The organism is Bacillus sp. F2HM (assembly GCF_019266135.1).
GTDB classification, from domain to species: Bacteria; Bacillota; Bacilli; order Bacillales; family Bacillaceae; genus Bacillus; species Bacillus safensis.
Window position 1 is genome coordinate 1 of sequence record NZ_LRMO01000017.1, and the last position, 16,747, is coordinate 16,747.

General features: G+C 41.5%; 17 protein-coding genes. 5 read left to right on the top strand and 12 right to left on the bottom strand.

Going from position 1 to position 16,747, the window contains the following annotated elements; genetic code table 11:
* Positions 1-132 (bottom strand): T7SS effector LXG polymorphic toxin (locus AWT60_RS10940; RefSeq protein ID WP_218677271.1); only part of this gene is annotated, 132 nt, incomplete at its 3' end.
* Positions 133-466: 334 nt separating this feature from the next.
* A complete protein-coding gene (locus AWT60_RS10945) occupies positions 467-886 on the bottom strand; it encodes a MarR family winged helix-turn-helix transcriptional regulator (RefSeq protein WP_256928477.1) in 420 nt (139 codons plus the stop codon).
* A 170-nt stretch (positions 887-1,056) separates the two neighbouring features.
* On the opposite strand from AWT60_RS10945, the gene AWT60_RS10950 reads away from it, so the two are divergent.
* Complete coding sequence (locus tag AWT60_RS10950; RefSeq protein ID WP_041109334.1) at positions 1,057-2,577, top strand: MDR family MFS transporter; 1,521 nt, start codon at positions 1,057-1,059, stop codon at positions 2,575-2,577.
* 38 nt (positions 2,578-2,615) lie between these two features.
* On the opposite strand, the gene AWT60_RS10955 is transcribed toward AWT60_RS10950, so the two are convergent.
* From AWT60_RS10955 to AWT60_RS10975, 5 genes are all read right to left on the bottom strand, one after another.
* Positions 2,616-3,485: a class II fructose-bisphosphate aldolase gene (locus AWT60_RS10955; protein WP_041109336.1), complete on the bottom strand. Its 870-nt coding sequence runs from the start codon at positions 3,483-3,485 to the stop codon at positions 2,616-2,618.
* Positions 3,486-3,487: 2 nt separating this feature from the next.
* Positions 3,488-3,946: a PTS sugar transporter subunit IIA gene (locus tag AWT60_RS10960; protein WP_024427781.1), complete on the bottom strand. Its 459-nt coding sequence runs from the start codon at positions 3,944-3,946 to the stop codon at positions 3,488-3,490.
* A gap of 15 nt (positions 3,947-3,961) precedes the next feature.
* Positions 3,962-5,377 carry a PTS fructose transporter subunit IIC gene (locus tag AWT60_RS10965; protein WP_087975327.1) on the bottom strand — a complete coding sequence of 472 codons (1,416 nt, stop codon included), beginning with the start codon at positions 5,375-5,377 and terminating at the stop codon, positions 3,962-3,964.
* 13 nt (positions 5,378-5,390) lie between these two features.
* Positions 5,391-6,305: a 1-phosphofructokinase gene (pfkB, locus tag AWT60_RS10970; RefSeq protein ID WP_087975326.1), complete on the bottom strand. Its 915-nt coding sequence runs from the start codon at positions 6,303-6,305 to the stop codon at positions 5,391-5,393.
* A 130-nt stretch (positions 6,306-6,435) separates the two neighbouring features.
* Positions 6,436-7,212 (bottom strand): MurR/RpiR family transcriptional regulator, encoded by a 777-nt coding sequence (locus tag AWT60_RS10975; RefSeq protein ID WP_218677253.1) that lies wholly within the window; start codon positions 7,210-7,212, stop codon positions 6,436-6,438.
* A gap of 159 nt (positions 7,213-7,371) precedes the next feature.
* Between AWT60_RS10975 and AWT60_RS10980 the strand changes: the two genes are divergently transcribed.
* On the top strand, positions 7,372-8,778 hold the full coding sequence (locus AWT60_RS10980) for a phospholipase D-like domain-containing protein (RefSeq protein ID WP_076839787.1): 1,407 nt from the start codon (positions 7,372-7,374) through the stop codon (positions 8,776-8,778).
* 7 nt (positions 8,779-8,785) lie between these two features.
* On the opposite strand, the gene AWT60_RS10985 is transcribed toward AWT60_RS10980, so the two are convergent.
* The 3 genes from AWT60_RS10985 to AWT60_RS10995 are packed head-to-tail and all read right to left on the bottom strand — an operon-like array spanning position 8,786 to position 10,412.
* Positions 8,786-9,271, bottom strand: a complete 486-nt coding sequence (locus AWT60_RS10985) for a DMT family transporter (protein ID WP_034284003.1) — start codon at positions 9,269-9,271, stop codon at positions 8,786-8,788.
* Positions 9,272-9,292: 21 nt separating this feature from the next.
* Entirely contained in the window at positions 9,293-9,973 is a 681-nt protein-coding gene (locus AWT60_RS10990) for a Crp/Fnr family transcriptional regulator (RefSeq protein ID WP_076839789.1), read from the bottom strand.
* A gap of 13 nt (positions 9,974-9,986) precedes the next feature.
* Positions 9,987-10,412 (bottom strand): DMT family transporter, encoded by a 426-nt coding sequence (locus tag AWT60_RS10995; protein WP_076839790.1) that lies wholly within the window; start codon positions 10,410-10,412, stop codon positions 9,987-9,989.
* 212 nt (positions 10,413-10,624) lie between these two features.
* Here AWT60_RS10995 and AWT60_RS11000 point away from each other — a divergent pair, with 212 nt between their 5' ends.
* Entirely contained in the window at positions 10,625-12,052 is a 1,428-nt protein-coding gene (locus AWT60_RS11000) for an aldehyde dehydrogenase family protein (RefSeq protein WP_076839792.1), read from the top strand.
* Positions 12,053-12,121: 69 nt separating this feature from the next.
* Here the strand turns inward: AWT60_RS11000 and AWT60_RS18760 are convergent, their stop codons facing one another.
* Positions 12,122-12,268, bottom strand: coding sequence for a DUF3221 domain-containing protein (locus tag AWT60_RS18760; RefSeq protein ID WP_218677254.1), 147 nt, complete (start codon positions 12,266-12,268; stop codon positions 12,122-12,124).
* An 18-nt stretch (positions 12,269-12,286) separates the two neighbouring features.
* Entirely contained in the window at positions 12,287-12,967 is a 681-nt protein-coding gene (locus AWT60_RS11010) for a hypothetical protein (protein WP_076839794.1), read from the bottom strand.
* Positions 12,968-13,147: 180 nt separating this feature from the next.
* Here AWT60_RS11010 and AWT60_RS11015 point away from each other — a divergent pair, with 180 nt between their 5' ends.
* Together AWT60_RS11015 and cysI are read left to right on the top strand one after the other, a co-directional pair.
* The gene (locus AWT60_RS11015; RefSeq protein ID WP_218677255.1) at positions 13,148-14,968 is read left to right on the top strand and encodes an assimilatory sulfite reductase (NADPH) flavoprotein subunit; all 1,821 of its coding nucleotides are present in this window, start codon (positions 13,148-13,150) and stop codon (positions 14,966-14,968) included.
* Between the two features lie 33 nt (positions 14,969-15,001).
* Positions 15,002-16,720, top strand: coding sequence for an assimilatory sulfite reductase (NADPH) hemoprotein subunit (gene cysI / locus AWT60_RS11020; protein WP_218677256.1), 1,719 nt, complete (start codon positions 15,002-15,004; stop codon positions 16,718-16,720).
* Positions 16,721-16,747: the final 27 nt, after the last annotated feature.

Genomic DNA, 16,747 nt, shown 5'->3' on the forward strand with positions numbered 1-16,747 from the left:
ATCACCGAGGTTGGCAACACTTTGTAATGCCTTTTTTAAATCTACCATTTGTTCACGGAGTTCCTGATAGTGTTTTGCTCTTGTGTCCATGGCACTTGTTAGTGCTTTTGCATCAAGTATCTTCCCCAGCAGAATTCACTCCTTCCTATTCATTGACAAGGTCAATTTTACCAATACAAAGTTTGTCATTAAATAGGCATTAAGATACAAAAACAATACTGATTATGTAAATGAACATTGTTTCAATTGAAAAGCAAACTATAGAATTCATTAGCTCCACTTTTGTCATAACAATTATAATGTAGTTTTTAGAACAATCTTTTAAATAGAACATTTTTTTGAGCTACTCCATTATAAAAAAGTGTTATAGAGCACTTTTATGGTAAGGAAGATGTCACTAGTCGAGGCAATCCCTACATGAATTAGGAATGCAATTAGAAAAAGCACACCCGCATCAGTGTACTTTTTACGATTTAGACTTAAGTAATTGAAGTTCTTGCTCCATGATATCTGCTGCTTCAGTTATAAATTGAATAATTAAATCTAATTCTTCTGGTTTGTATTCATTTGTGAGTTCCTTCGTTGATGTTGATAAGGATCGAAAGAGTTCTTTCACCTGTGATTTCCCTGCCGTTAATGGAACAATGATAACTCTTCGTTTGTCCTTTGGGTCCTTTTCTCTTTTGGCGTAGCCCGCTTTGACAAGGCGGTCAATAAGTGCTGTGACCGCACCTGAGCTAAGGCCTGTTTTTTCACTTAATTCCCCTGCTGTGAGGGGGCCGAGTTCGTTTAATAAATCGGCGGATTTGAGATCTGTTGGAAAAAGGCCGAGCGATTGAGCGGCCGCTTGGTGGAACAAAACGGTTCGTGTGGCGAGGCGCCTCATTGTATATATGATCTGGGCTGCTCTGTCTTCAGCCTCGTTCTTTATTGACAACTTGTTCTCCTCCCTTTAAAATCAATTTATCTTGATCATCAAGATAAATGTTCTCTTACTTTATGGTTAAGTTGATCATAGCAAAAATAATGAGAGAACGTAAGCAGGAGGTAAATGAAATGAATCATGTGGATAAAGGAAAGGCATCCACTCGCTTTGTTGTCATCGGTTTGCTGTTAGGGATTTTTATGGCAGCGATGGACAATACCATTGTTGCAACAGCGATGGGAAGCATCGTAGCAGATTTAGGCAATTTTGATAAATTTGCTTGGGTAACGGCTTCTTATATGGTGGCAGTGATGGCGGGAATGCCTATTTACGGAAAGCTTTCTGATATGTATGGTCGAAAGCGTTTTTTTCTGTTTGGACTTATTTTCTTTTTAATTGGATCAGCGCTGTGCGGTATCGCACAAACGATGGATCAGCTCATTATTTACCGAGCCATTCAAGGGCTTGGGGGCGGTGCACTTCTTCCAATCGCATTTACGATTATCTTTGACATCTTCCCGCCTGAAAAGCGCGGGAAAATGTCTGGTATGTTTGGAGCAGTCTTTGGTTTATCAAGTGTACTCGGACCGCTTTTAGGTGCTATTATTACGGATTCGATCGGTTGGCATTGGGTTTTCTATATTAATGTGCCAATTGGTATTGTCAGTGTCTTCTTGATCGCCAGATACTATCAGGAATCGCTTGAACATCGTAAACAGAAAATCGACTGGTCAGGTGCTATTACACTTGTCGTTGCGGTTGTCAGCTTAATGTTCGCTCTTGAGCTTGGCGGTAAATCTTATGCTTGGGATTCGGTGCAAATCCTCACACTTTTTGCTGTGTTCCTTGTGTTCGGTACGATCTTCTTTATTGTTGAGCGTAAAGCGGAGGAGCCGATTATCTCATTTTGGATGTTTAAAAATCGATTATTTGCAACATCTCAAATTTTGGCGTTTTTATATGGCGGGACATTTATTATCCTTGCTGTCTTTATTCCTATTTTCGTGCAAGCGGTGTACGGTGAATCTGCGACAAGTGCAGGGTTTATTTTAACACCAATGATGATTGGATCAGTCATTGGCAGTATGATTGGCGGAACGATGCAGACGAAAGTGCCTTTCAGACGTTTGATGACCATTTCTGTCATTTCATTTTTCGCTGGGATGTTGCTGCTTGCCAATATGTCACCAGATACAGCAAGACTGTGGCTCACACTCTTTATGATGATATCAGGCTTTGGCGTTGGCTTCAGCTTCTCCCTTCTGCCGTCAGCTTCAATGAATGATCTTGAGCCGCGCTACCGAGGCAGTGCAAACTCGACCAATTCATTTATGAGATCACTTGGGATGACGCTCGGTGTAACAATTTTCGGAACGATTCAAACCAATGTGCTGACAAATCGTTTAGCTGATGCCTTTAGCGGCATGAAAGGAGCCCCTTCTCAAATAAGCGATCCACAGGCTATTTTCCAAGAAGGTGCTCGCTCACAAATTCCGACTGATATTTTAAATAAAGTCATCGATGCGATGTCACAAAGTATTACGTACGTATTTTTGCTTGCATTATTCCCGATTGCACTTGCGGCGATTACGGTCGTATTTATGGGAAATGCACGGGTACGCACATCTAATGAAATGAAAGAAAACGAATAATGTGAAAAAGCAGAGCGATAGCGGCTCTGCTTTTTTTCTTATTGATATAACGGATGGGCTTTGCCCTCACTGCCCACGATTCGTATTTTCGATTGGACCATGTCTTTTGCTGCTTGTTTTGCTTTTTGTAAATACATACGCGGATCTAAGCTTTCAGGTTCGTTTGAGAAATGATCACGTATTGCTTCGGAATACGCATTTTTCAGTTCAGTTGAGACATTCACCTTTGCCATACCAAGTGCAACGCATCGCTTGACATCCTCATCTGGTACAGCGGAACCACCGTGCAGGACAAGTGGTACATCAACCAGCGCTGCAATTTGTTCAATGCGGGCAAAGTCAATATCCGGCACCCCTTTATAAATGCCATGGGCAGTACCAATCGCAGGCGCTAAAGTAGGCACCCCAGTTTCTTCTACAAATTGGCGGCATTCTGATGGAACGGCTTTTTCAGCATCCTTTTCATCGACGACGATATCATCTTCTACACCGCCTACCTTGCCTAGCTCTGCTTCGACATTTACACCGACTTTTAAGGCAAGATCCACGACTTCTTTTGTCCGGCGTACATTTTCTTCATATGAGTGCATGGATGCATCGATCATAACGGATGTATACCCGGCCCTGATACAGGTGAGAATCACATCAAAGTCTGTGCAGTGATCCAGGTGAAGACCGATTGGGATTTGATATTGATCAGCCGCTGCCTTCACTGTATCTGCAATCGCTTTTGCTCCAAGAGATTGAACCGTTCCAACCGTTGTTTGCAAAATCACAGGTGACTTTAATTCTGCAGCAGTTTCGAGCACCCAATAGATACTGTCAAAGGAGTGTACATTGAATGCCACAATTCCGTATTGTTCTTTTTTCGCAGCCTCAAGCATCGGTGTTGTTGAAAGTAAAGGCATGATCAAACATCCTCTCTAGTTAAAATATCCGTTTCTAATACAGCAAGCATGTCTTCATTTGTTCTTGTTTCCAGCAGTTTTTGACGTTTCGTTTCATCCATTAAGCCTCGTGAAAGGGCTGAAAGAGCTTTTAAATGAGTCGTCCCTGCTTCACTTTTAGGGATCAGTAAGGATAAGAAGAAAAAGCAAGGCTTCCCATCAAAAGCGTCCCATTCAATTCCTGTTTCCGTGCGGACGATCACAAGTGCTGGTTTCGTGATGGCTTCTGTTTGTGTATGCGGAATGGCAAATCCATCTTGAAATCCTGTTGTACTAAGTGCTTCCCTTTCCGCTAAGCCTTTTTTGACATCCTCTGGTGAGGTGCAAATACCTGCTTTATAGGCAATGTCTGCAATGGCTGCGAACACGCCAGCCTGTGAAGAAGCTGTTTCGTGAAGATTCATATAGATATGTTCCATCATTTCTCCTCCTCCCTTTTAAACTGCGGGGTTGTCTATTTTTTTACGGTAAAGTCCGTAGAGAATCGCACCTACGAGTGAGCCGATTAGTATGGAAAGCACCCATTGGAATGCACCTGTGACGACCGGCAGAACTAGGAATCCACCGTGCGGAGCTGGAACCTGTACGCCAAACAAATATGTCAATATAGCAGAGATGGCCGAGCCAAACATGATAATTGGCAGGACAACGACCGGGTTTTTGGCCGCAAATGGAATGGCTCCTTCTGTAATATGTGTCGCCCCTAGAATATAGTTAATTGCCCCTGCATTTCGTTCTTGTGGCGTGAAATGTTTTCGGAAAATCGTTGTGGCAATCGCAATGATAAGCGGCGGTGTGATACATGCTGCTGATACACCTGCCATGAAGTAAAGGTTACCTTCTGCAAGTAAAGCCGTTCCTGTGACATAGGCTGCTTTGTTAAAGGGTCCGCCCATATCAAATCCACACATTGCTCCAACAATTAAGCCTAAAAGCAGCGGATTTGTGGATTGTACAGATGAAAGAAAGTCCATTAAGGAATTATTTAGCCCTGTGATTGGAACTAACAACGGGGTCATGACAGCCCCAATTAAGAAAATACCGATGACAGGATAGATGAAGATCGATTTTAGTCCATCAAGTGATGCTGGTAATTTTTGAAGCAAGAATTGAAGCAATAAAATGATATATCCTGCTGCAAAACCTGCGATAATACCGCCTAAGAAACCAGCACCTCCATCATTTGCAAGGAGACCACCTATAAATCCGACGACCATCCCTGGGCGTCTAGCAATCGAATCAGCGATAAATGCTGCTAAAATTGGTACCATTAAGCTGAAGCCAAGTCCGCCAATGCTTTTCAAATAGGCAGCAAACGGATGATACGTTTCGTGCTTAGGATCAGCAGAGTAGATACCAAATAAGAAAGAAAGGGCAATTAAGACCCCGCCTCCAACAACAAATGGTAGCATGTGTGATACACCGTTCATTAAGTGCTTATAAATGGTGTGTATCCATTTATTTGCCGACTTTTGTTGAGAGGATGAAGGAGCTGATGGTTTCTCCGTTCCAGAACCTCTTCCTTTCACTTGATGAACGGGGGCATCTCCATTTATAATGCTCTGAATCAGCTCAGCCGGCGTGCGAATGCCTTTGGCTACAGGCACTTCAATGAGTGGTTTGCCGTGAAAACGGTCTGTATGCACATCTTTATCGGCTGCCACAATGACCCCATCTGCCTCCATAATGTCTTGATCAGTTAAAGCGTTTTCAATTCCTACTTGACCATGCGTTTCGACTTTAATGTCGACCCCTAGCTGCTCAGCAGCGATTTTTAATGCTTCAGCTGCCATGAATGTGTGTGCAATGCCTGTTGGACAGCCGGTTGCAGCGACAATTTTTTTGCGGCTCATGTGTTATTCCCCCTTAGATCTTCTGAATGTGTACTTGCTCAATCAATGAATCAATGTCATGTAAATCACTTAAGCCTTTTGAAAACGCAGTGGATGCTCCCGTTGCAATGCCGTAGCGTAAGCACTCTTCAGGTGAGTGTCCTTCAAGGTGTTTACTAAGAAAAGCTGCGAGCATCGCATCTCCAGAACAAGCTGTGTTTACGACAGTGCCTGTTGGTGCGTTTCCTTTAAACGCTGCGTCCTTCGTAATAAATAAAGCCCCTTCCTCGCCTCGGGAAATAAGCACTTGCTCTGCACCCATCTCAATGAGCTTTTCTCCTGATTGAATGAGTTCTTTTTCTGACAAAGGATGTGTTTTGCCGAAAAAAGCAGCGATTTCTTCTTCATTCGGTTTTAATAAATAAGGCTTGTATTGAAGCGTCTTAAGAACTGCTGCTGAGCTTGTGTCTAAAATGAACTTGACCTTCTGTTGATGGCAAATAGCTGCTACTTCTGAAAAAATGCTGACAGGAACGCCTTTTGGCAGACTGCCTGACATGATGAGGATGCCTCCCTGCGGGATAGCCGCAATTTTCTCACGAAAGGCGTGAAGCGCTTTTTCTTCAATTGCAGGGCCCTGGTTCACGAGCTTGTATTCTTCTGTCGTATTGATAAAAACATTAATGCGTGTGATTCCTTCAACCGAGATAAAATCGGTCTGAATGGAGAGATCCTTTAAGGATTGTTCAATATAAGACCCTGAAAACCCAGCAATAAATCCTAATGCAGTGCTGGTGAAGCCATATTTCTTTAGCATAATCGACACGTTCACGCCTTTTCCATTCGGCTGATAATCTTCATCTTCTGTGCGATTGACTGCATTTGCCCGCATTTCTTTTAATGCAATATATAGGTCAATAGCAGGATTTAAGGTGCAGGTATAAATCAATTGGTTTCACCTTCTTTCTTTTCTCTAAAGAAAGTATCTCATACGATTCAGTGAAAATGTTTTCAGAATGTGTAAAGGTTTTCATGAGAAAAAGCCTTCCAGATCAAAGTCTCGAAGGCTTTCTTATTGGTTATTTCATTCGGATCACATAAGCATCAAGTAAAATGCGGGCAATGACATGAAGAGACAGGCGGGATCTGACTTCATAATCTGGGAAGAAAGATTGTTCCCCTTTATATCCGACTAGTGTCATATCTGATATTTTGCTTAATGTAGAATCTATTCTTGTTGTAACCGTAATAGTTGTGACTTGCTTCATACTGAGGTTTTGACACGCTTCAACAAGCTCAGTTGTTTCGCCATTTAATGAAACAAAGATGGCAAGCTCACTTTTTTCAATGTCTCGCGATTTCAGCCGAATGATATTCGGATCGTCGTGTACTTCACATGTTTTCCCGATGAGCTGTAATTTGATGGTCATCTCTTTGGCGATCATCTCTGAGAAGCCCCTGCCGAAAATATAAATTTTGTCTGCATTATGTATTTTTTGAACGGCATCTTCAATTTGTCCAATACTTTGCAGCTGTATCGTTTTTAAAACCTCTTCTTCATTTTTCCGAATTGCTAGTTTGATGTCTTCATCAATATTTTTGAGCTGGTCGCTTGCATCTGTCATTTTCTTTTCTTGTTTCAATCGATATTTAAAGGATGTATAGCCGTTATAGCCAATTTTTTTCATCAGTCTGACAATCGTGGCCGTTGATACATTCGCTCTTTCGCTTAAAGTGACAATGGATAAGGTGGAGATATCCTCTAAATGCTGGTGAATATAATTGAGTAAATATCGTTCTGTTTCACTTAACGTTTGATATACATCACTTGGGATGTTAAATAATGATTCATTCAATTCGATTCCCCCTTATTCATTTCATACTATAATTAAATGCCCAATAAAAACAAGATGATTCTTTTGTCATGTATTTAGATGAAAGGCGAAAATGAGTGAAATTTTATTTTTGACATAAACTAAGGAAAAGTGGTGTCTATGTGAAAGGAGCTGATCCGAATGCTTCATCTTTTGTTTTTTCTGATCCTTCTCTATGTCGTTTATGTCTTTTTGACCGCATTTGTTTTGTTTTATTTACCGATCCAAAAAACATGCAAAGAACATTGTATCTATAAAGCCTCTTCGATCTCAGGCGACGATCAAGGCATAAATCAAGTGATGCTTCTTGATGATGGATTTGAGTCTGGCCAGGCCAGAATTCAAATGATTCGTGAGGCAAAGAGAATGATCCGCCTAAGTTATTATTCCATTCAAAAGGGAAAAACAGCCGAATGGGTACTAGGTGCATTAATTGAAGCAGCTGATCGAGGGGTAAAGGTTCAGCTGCTTTTAGACGGCATCTGCCACAGTTTGCGTGGACCGCTGAAGCATTTACAGTATGCCGTGGCAAATCACCCGAACATGGCCATTCGTTTTTATGAGCCCTTTCGGTTATTTAAGCCATGGACGTGGCATAACCGCCTTCATGATAAGCTGCTGCTGGTAGATGGCAGAGTGGCTGTGATGGGTGGAAGAAATATCGGTGATAAATACTTTGCAGATCAGCCCCCAAAAGATTTTGCATTTGACCGCGATGTGCTGCTTTATAACAACAAAAAAGGAAAAGTATTAGATGAAATGGAGCAATACTTCGTTTATTTATGGAATCATGACTTTACGAAAAGAACAAAAGCTGTGTTCTCCAAACAAAAAGCAAAGAAAGGCTTAAAACTAAGAAAGAACCTGCTTAGATCCTATCAGGAGGCAGTGCATGCGAAAGAACCTTTTGTGATGTCGTCCTTTAATTGGGCAGCAGATGGCACCTCAGTAAAGCAGATTGCATTTTTTACTAATCCTGTGGAGCGCTTCAATAAGCGTCCTCTTGTGCTCAAAAAACTAAACGATCTTGCTCACCGAGCAAAGCGTTCTGTGCTCATACAGACGCCTTATATTATCCCGACACGACCCATGAAAGACGGCCTCACTCCATTAGCTAGCGAGATTCAAACGACAGTTGTTACGAATTCTCTTACAGCGACGCCAAATCCGTTAGCTTTTGCAGGATATTTAAGCACGAAAAAGGAACTGATGAAAACTGGTGTTCATTTATATGAATATGAAGGTCCATATTCTATTCACGCGAAATCAATGGTCGTTGATGATTATTTAAGTATTATCGGGACATATAATTTAGATGCGAGGTCTAGTTTTTTAAATACAGAGTCGATTTTGGTCATTGATAGTGCCCCGTTTGCGCTATCACTTACTCAGGCAATAGAACGTAAAATAGCCTATAGTATTCTCGTCGCAAAGGACAAAGCAGCCTATAAAGCGGCGTCCTATGGGCAGAAAAAAAAGCCTTTGATGAAAAGGCTCCTTTTAAATGGGCTATCCGCGATAACCGTTCTATGGCGGCGGTTGATCTAAAGGGCAGCTACTCTTGTGGCAGCCCTTTTTCTTCTGATTGATCCTCTTCTGCTGACTCCAATTTGGTCAATTTAAATACCAATATCCCCGCAACAATCACAATGACTCCTAATAGTTTTGCGGGAGAAAATTCCACTTTCTCTAACCCAAGCCAGCCAAGCGAATCGAACAAAAGCGCAGAGCCGAGCTGTGAAATCAGGACAATCGAGATTCCATAAGTTGGACCGAGACGTTTGATGCTTTGAACGAGGCAGATGACCACCCCTACTCCAATGGCTCCGCTCATCCAGTACCACGCTTCCATATGTCTTAATTGAAACATGCCGGTTCCTTCTAGCAAAAGACCCATCAAAAGTGAAGCAATAAAGCCCATACCTAGAACGAGAGTGGTCGTTGACCAAGAGCCTGTCTGCTCATTGACCTTACTGTTAAAAATGGTTTGTAAGCTGACGAGTGCGCCAGCCGTAATGGCTAATCCTATTCCTATGATCATGTCTGAATCCCTTCATTTCTTCTATTCATAAATGTTTCGCTCCGCTATTTCTAAGAGTCCTTCCCGGTCAAGAATCGTAATTTTCCCTCTTCGCCTCTCTATCAGCCTTTTTTTACAAAATTGCTGAATCACCCGGTTAATATGACGGTAGCTTGTACCAATTAAGCTCGCCGCATCAGTAAGACGAAGTGCGCTCGCGCTGTTATTCCCTGTTAACACAGACAATAAGTAGCTTGCAAGCCTGACCTCTACAGGATATAAAAGATGGAAGCTCAAATCGTTTGATTTCGTATAAAATTTGTTTGTGATGCCCTTTAGTAAAAAGGTTAACACGCGGGGGTCATCCTTCGCATGGCGCATGAGCGCTTGATGAGAAATCCTTAGCATATGTACTTCTGTGACAGCCTCCACTGTATTGACCATATCTGTCTGCTGAACGTATTCAATATCTCCAATCGCTTCAAGAGGATGTTTAAAACAAAGAATAAAGGTCTTCCCTTCTTTTGTGGTGGTGAAAATCTTTAATTTTCCTTTTACTAACAAGTACAAGTGCTCCCTCTGATCTCCCTTTGAACAAATCAGCTCACCTTGCTCATAGCGCCATAAGCTGACGTGTGATATGAGTTTCTGATGAAAGACGTTTTCTAATTCATGTGCCTTGAGATAAGAGGAAAATAGAGATTCATCATGGAGCTCCTCCATCTGACGTCCTCCTTTATAGCTTTAAAATGATGACGCCTGCGATCATCAATAGAATTCCTGCATAATGCGGCCATTTCATTTTCTTTTTCTGTACACCAAACCATCCTTTTGCATCAATTGCAAAGGTGAAAGCAAGCTGTGCAATGAGCAAAGCAGCAATGGTCAGTGTGACACCGATCATTTGAATCGCAGTCACTTCATTGAAAATAATAATGGCTGCAAATGCACCGCCTACTAAATAAAGCGGCTGCACCTTTCGATATTCCCTGAAGTGTCCTTCACGTACAATCAGTAAAATGATCAGTGCAATAATAAAACCGGTCAGCTGCGTGATGGTTGCCGCCTGCCATGTCCCGATATCCTGGCTGATTCTTGCGTTTGCTACGCCTTGCAGTGTAATACAAGCGCCTCCTAATAAAGCGAAAATAACACCTTTCATTCGTTCAAATGCTCCTTCTTTTTTCAGTCTAGTTCCATTAAAAGATAGATGCCCTAATGTTGAAAAGGACATATGTCCCACTTTGCGTATTATATCAGAAACTTTTTCTTTTGCAGTTTCATCGTTTTAGATTTTTCACAGTGGGTACAGTTTTATATCACCTGAAAACAGAATATTGATTGGAATCACATATAAAAAGGAGACATGTCAGAATGAGAAAACAAGAGAAACATTTTATTAACGGAGAATGGATCGCATCAACAGGAAACGAAACGACGGAGGTCATCAATCCTGCTACAGAGGAAGTCATTGGCACCATTAGCTTAGGTACAAAAGAAGATTTAGATAAGGCAGTTAAAGCCGCTCGTGCCGCCTTTCCTTCTTTCTCAAAAACATCTCGAAATGAACGCATAAAGATGCTGGAAAACATTGTGCGCGGCTACGAAAAGCGTAAGGATGAACTAATAGAAGTCATGACACAAGAGCTTGGTGCACCGCTGAAAGTATCAGAAGAGGTTCATTACAAAATGGGACATGAACATTTTTCTAAAGCAGCGGAAGCACTTAAATCGTATACATTTACTGAGAATCGCGGCGGGCATACCATTATAAAAGAAGCGATTGGTGTCAGTGGATTGATTACACCTTGGAATTTCCCAACGAATCAAACATCACTTAAAATCGCGGGTGCCATTGCAGCAGGCTCACCAGTTGTCTTAAAGCCTGCGGAAATTACACCTTTTGCCGCAATGATTCTTGCAGACATCATTGATGAAGCAGGCGTACCGAAAGGCGTCTTCAACCTAGTAAACGGAACTGGTGATGTCATTGGTGACGGCATTAGCTCACACCCTGATATTGACTTTGTTTCATTTACGGGATCAGGTGCTGTCGGCTCTAAAATAATGGAAAATGCTGCAGACAATATTAAGAAAGTGGCTCTTGAGCTTGGCGGGAAATCCCCTCTTATCGTCTTAGATGATGCAGATGTGGATGAGGCAGCCGAAACAGCCGTTCATCATATTGCGATGAATACAGGTCAAGTGTGTTCCGCAGCTACACGTGTGCTGATTCCTGAATCAATGAAAGACACATTTGAAAAAGCGCTGCTGAATGCCCTGCCGAAGTTTACAGTTGGTGATCCGCGAGAAGATCACGCCACTGGCCCGCTTGTCTCCAAAAAGCAATGGGATACCGTACAGTCTTATATTGAAAAAGGAATTGAAGAAGGTGCTCACCTGCTTGCTGGGGGAACTGGGAAGCCGGACGGACTAGACAAGGGCTATTTCGCTAAGCATACAATTTTCACAAATGTGAAAAATGATATGACCATTGCGCAAGAGGAAATATTCGGACCCGTCATGAGTGTAATCACATATAAGGACCTTGATCATGCCCTTGAGATTGCCAATGATACAGTGTACGGTCTTGCTGGCTATGTGGTTGGAAAAGATGAAAAAACATTAAAATATGTAGCTGAACATATTCGTGCCGGTCAAATTACCATTAACAACGCCGAAACAGATTACTTTGCCCCATTTGGCGGCTTTAAGCAATCTGGTATCGGAAGAGAATGGGGAGACTTCGGAATCGAGGAATATTTAGAAGTGAAAGCTGTGATGGGACTTCCAACAGCATAATTTGGGAAAGGAGAAAAATCTTGAGGTTTTTCTCCTTTTTCATGATAGAAAGAATCTGCCCCCTGCTCCCTACTTATCCATCATGATTTTATATTTTTCGACCTTTGCTTTAGGAGGAAACGATTCTTGTAACTCATCAAACCAAACCTCAATCGTTTGACCCTGTGACAGCTTTTTAGAATCTACTTTTGTTAAATCAGAACATAAAAAAGTCATTGTGGTTTAAAGTGGTGCCTATAATAATGATCGTGAACTCACTTTTCCACTAATCCCAAAAATTACTTCAACCTCTTTAATATGATCTAATTCATAGAACATAAAAAATTCAGCTTCTTTTCGATTTGGAGATTTCATTAAAATCTCGAAACGGTCAGAATAATGAACACAAGAAATTACCTTCCAATTCATAGCTCTTCTCTTTTGCATTTGTTTATAATCCTCTTGAAATTTTTCCTCTCGTTTTAATTTCATGTCATATACTTCATCAATTAAATTGAAAAGTTTATTTGTTTTGGAAACATCAATTCTTCTACTGAGAAGAACAATAAAAACACATAACAATATACTTAAAGCGATATTCAGATAAGTATCCATTATATTTATTGAAATTTCATCGAAAGCATTTTGCAATTTCGAATCGTTAGTTTTGTGCTTTTTAGTAATAACATCTAATCCATAGTTAAAATATGAATTAAAGTAAGAGTTCAAAAATAAAAATGCTGGCACAATTGTTATTGTTATAATAGAAGCTTTTGTGGAAAAGTTGGCAGCTCTCTCGTATTTATCTTTGGCATAAATTCGAAGATCTGCAATTTGTCTCAGATTTAATTTTTCTAGTTCCTGTCTTTGGATAGATACATTTTTTATTAATTTAAACTTAACTTTTGGATCTTCCAAATCTCTAATAATACTCATATTACCTCCTTGACTGAATAAAGTAATTTCACCTTGCAAAGGTATTAGAAATCTTAATCATGACAATCAATATTATATATTTTACTTAATGGCAAACTTTCGGTAAAGTTCAAATTGAACCTATATATATAATTCCTATCGAATTAATCTATGTTTATATTCCTTGTGAGGTGGATATCGTTGCAACTTCATGTATTGAACAGTCCGTTTAGTCAGGAGCAGGCAGAACTGCTTAATCAGCTGCTTCCGACTTTAACAGATCAGCAAAAAATTTGGCTTACCGGTTATTTATCAGCACAGGCAGCTTTAGCCGGATCAGAAAATACTGCCCTAGCCCCTTCTCCTTCTGCTGCAGCACCAGCGCAGCCTGTCAGCAAAGATGTGACCGTACTTTATGGCTCACAAACAGGCAATTCTGAAGGGTTAGCAAAAAAGACAGCGCAGCATCTTGAAGAGAAAGGTTTTCAAGTGACGCTCTCTTCTATGTCAGATTTTAAACCAAATAGTCTGAAAAAAATAAACAATTTACTGATTATCGTCAGCACACATGGCGAGGGAGATCCGCCTGATAATGCCCTTTCTTTCCATGAATATGTTCACGGCAGACGTGCACCAAAGCTTGATCATTTAAGCTTTTCTGTCCTATCACTTGGTGACAGCTCTTACGAATTCTTCTGTCAAACAGGTAAAGAATTTGATGAGCGCTTAAAAGAGCTTGGCGGAACGCGTCTGTTCGATCGAGTGGACTGTGACCTTGATTATGATGAGCCGTTTTCTGAATGGCTTCAAGGGGTGGCATCTTCACTTAGTAAAGGCGGAGCCGCAGCAACCCCGCAAGAATCAGCGGAAGCAAACACTCAAACGGCTGCATCTGAATACTCAAGAACAAATCCTTTTTATGCTGAAGTGCTTGAAAATATCAACCTAAATGGCCGCGGTTCTAACAAAGAAACCCGTCATTTGGAGCTTTCTCTTGAAGGATCAGGACTTGTTTATGAGCCGGGTGACAGCCTTGGTATTTATCCAACAAATGATCCAGCGCTTGTTGATGAATTGATTACAGCCTGCGGATGGAATGCAGAGGAAGCCGTAACTGTTCATAAAAACGGCGACACGCTTCCTTTAAAGGAAGCACTCACCTCTCATTTTGAGATTACCGTCTTAACAAAACCTCTTCTTCAAAAGATAGCGTCCTTTACAAAAAGCGAAGCCTTGCAGGTCCTTTTAGAAGAAGGAAACGAAGAAAAGCTGAAAGCGTATATAGCAGGAAGAGATTTAGTAGATGCTGCTCGTGACTTCGGTCCTTTTGAAGGAACAGCGGCAGACTTCACTGCCATTTTAAGAAAAATTCCGGCACGCCTTTATTCCATTGCAAGCAGCCTGAAAGCCAATGAAGAAGAAGTTCATTTGACGATCGGTGCTGTGAGATATGATGCTCACGGAAGAGAACGTCAAGGTGTCTGCTCAATCTTATGTGCGGAGCGCTTAGAGCCAGGTGATAAGTTGCCTGTTTATATTCAGCACAATCAAAACTTTAAGCTTCCTGAAAACCCTGATGCACCGATCATTATGGTAGGACCAGGCACAGGCATCGCCCCTTTCCGTTCCTTTATGCAGGAGCGTGAGGAAGTCGGTGCAGATGGAAAGTCATGGTTGTTCTTCGGTGATCAGCACTTTGTGACGGATTTCTTATATCAAACCGAATGGCAAAAGTGGTTAAAAGATGGTGTGTTAACGAAAATGGATGTGGCTTTTTCAAGAGATTCAGAGGAAAAAGTATATGTCCAGCATCAAATGAAGAAACAAAGTAAAGAATTATTCGAATGGCTGGAGCAAGGTGCCTATGTATATGTCTGCGGAGATGAAAAACATATGGCGCATGATGTTCATGATACCCTTCTATCAATCATCCAAGAAGAAGGTGCGATGAGCAAAGAGAAAGCTGAAAGCTATCTAGCCAACTTGCAGCAGCAAAAACGCTATCAGCGTGACGTATATTGATTGAATGGTTGAAAGAAAGGAGCTTTTACTTACATGGTGAAGACAGCATTAACAGCGCCGGATGGACCTCCGAGCGACGTAGAGGAAATCAAAGAAAAAAGTGATTATTTACGGGGTACATTAAAAGAAGTGATGCTTGATCCGATTTCAGCGGGTATTCCTGATGATGACAACCGCCTGATGAAGCATCACGGCAGTTATTTACAGGATGATCGTGACCTGAGAAATGAACGACAAAAACAAAAGCTTGAGCCTGCCTATCAATTTATGCTGCGCGTCCGCCTTCCTGGCGGAATCGCTACATCCAAACAGTGGCTTGTGATGGATGAACTTGCTCACAAATACGGAAACGGTACGTTAAAGCTGACAACTCGTGAAACCTTCCAGCTTCACGGTATTTTAAAATGGAATATGAAAAAAACCATTCAAGACATTCATTCTACTATGCTTGATACAATTGCTGCTTGCGGCGACGTGAACCGGAATGTCATGTGTACATCAAACCCCTATCAATCAGAAGTGCACCATGATGTATACGAGCTGGCGAAAAAATTAAGTGATGACCTGCTCCCGCAAACAAGAGCTTATCACGAAATTTGGCTTGATGAGGAAAAGGTTGCAGCAACACCTGACACTGAGGTTGAACCGATGTATGGTCCGCTTTATTTACCAAGAAAATTTAAAATTGGCGTGGCCGTCCCTCCTGCTAATGACATTGATGTCTTTTCGCAGGATCTAGGTTTCATTGCCATTATAGAAAACGATCAACTGGTCGGTTTTAATGTCGCAATTGGCGGCGGAATGGGCATGACTCATGGTGATACAGCGACCTATCCACAGCTTGCAAAGGTCATCGGCTTTTGTACACCTGAACAAGTCGTAGAAATTGCCAAACAAGTCATCACCATTCAACGTGACTACGGAAACCGTTCCGTGCGAAAAAATGCCCGCTTTAAATATACAGTGGACCGCCTTGGTCTTGAGAATGTAAAAGAAGAGCTTGAGCGCCGTCTTGGGTTTACTCTTTTAGAGGCAAAGGATTATCACTTTGATCATAACGGTGACCGCTATGGCTGGGTAAAAGGCATCAATGGCAGATGGCATTATACGATGTTTGTAGAAGGCGGACGCATCACGGATTACGATGACTACCCGCTGATGACAGGCATTCGTGAAATCGCAAAGATTCATACAGGTGACTTCCGCTTAACAGCGAATCAAAATTTGATCATTGGAAACGTCACATCTCACAAAAAGAAACAAATCGAGCAGCTCATTCAGAAGTTTGGTTTATCAGACGGCCAGCAGCATTCTGCCCTGCGCCGCAGCTCAATGGCTTGTGTATCTTTGCCAACTTGCGGTTTAGCGATGGCTGAAGCAGAGCGCTACCTTCCACGATTGATTGATAAAATCGAAGACATCGTTGAAGAAAACGGATTAAGTGATAAAGAAATCACCATTCGAATGACTGGATGTCCAAATGGCTGTGCTCGTCATGCGCTTGGAGAGATTGGATTTATTGGAAAATCACCTGGTAAGTATAATATGTATCTTGGTGCCGCATTTGATGGCAGCAGATTAAGTAAATTATACCGTGAAAATGTGGGTGAAGACGACATTTTAAAAGAACTTGGCTCTATTCTTCCCCGCTACGCAAAAGAACGAGAAGAAAATGAACATTTCGGTGATTTTGTGATTCGGGCAGGTATTGTAAAAGAAACAACAGATGGCACGAATTTTCATGTGCAATAAAAAAGACAGGACGCTCTCCTGTCTTTT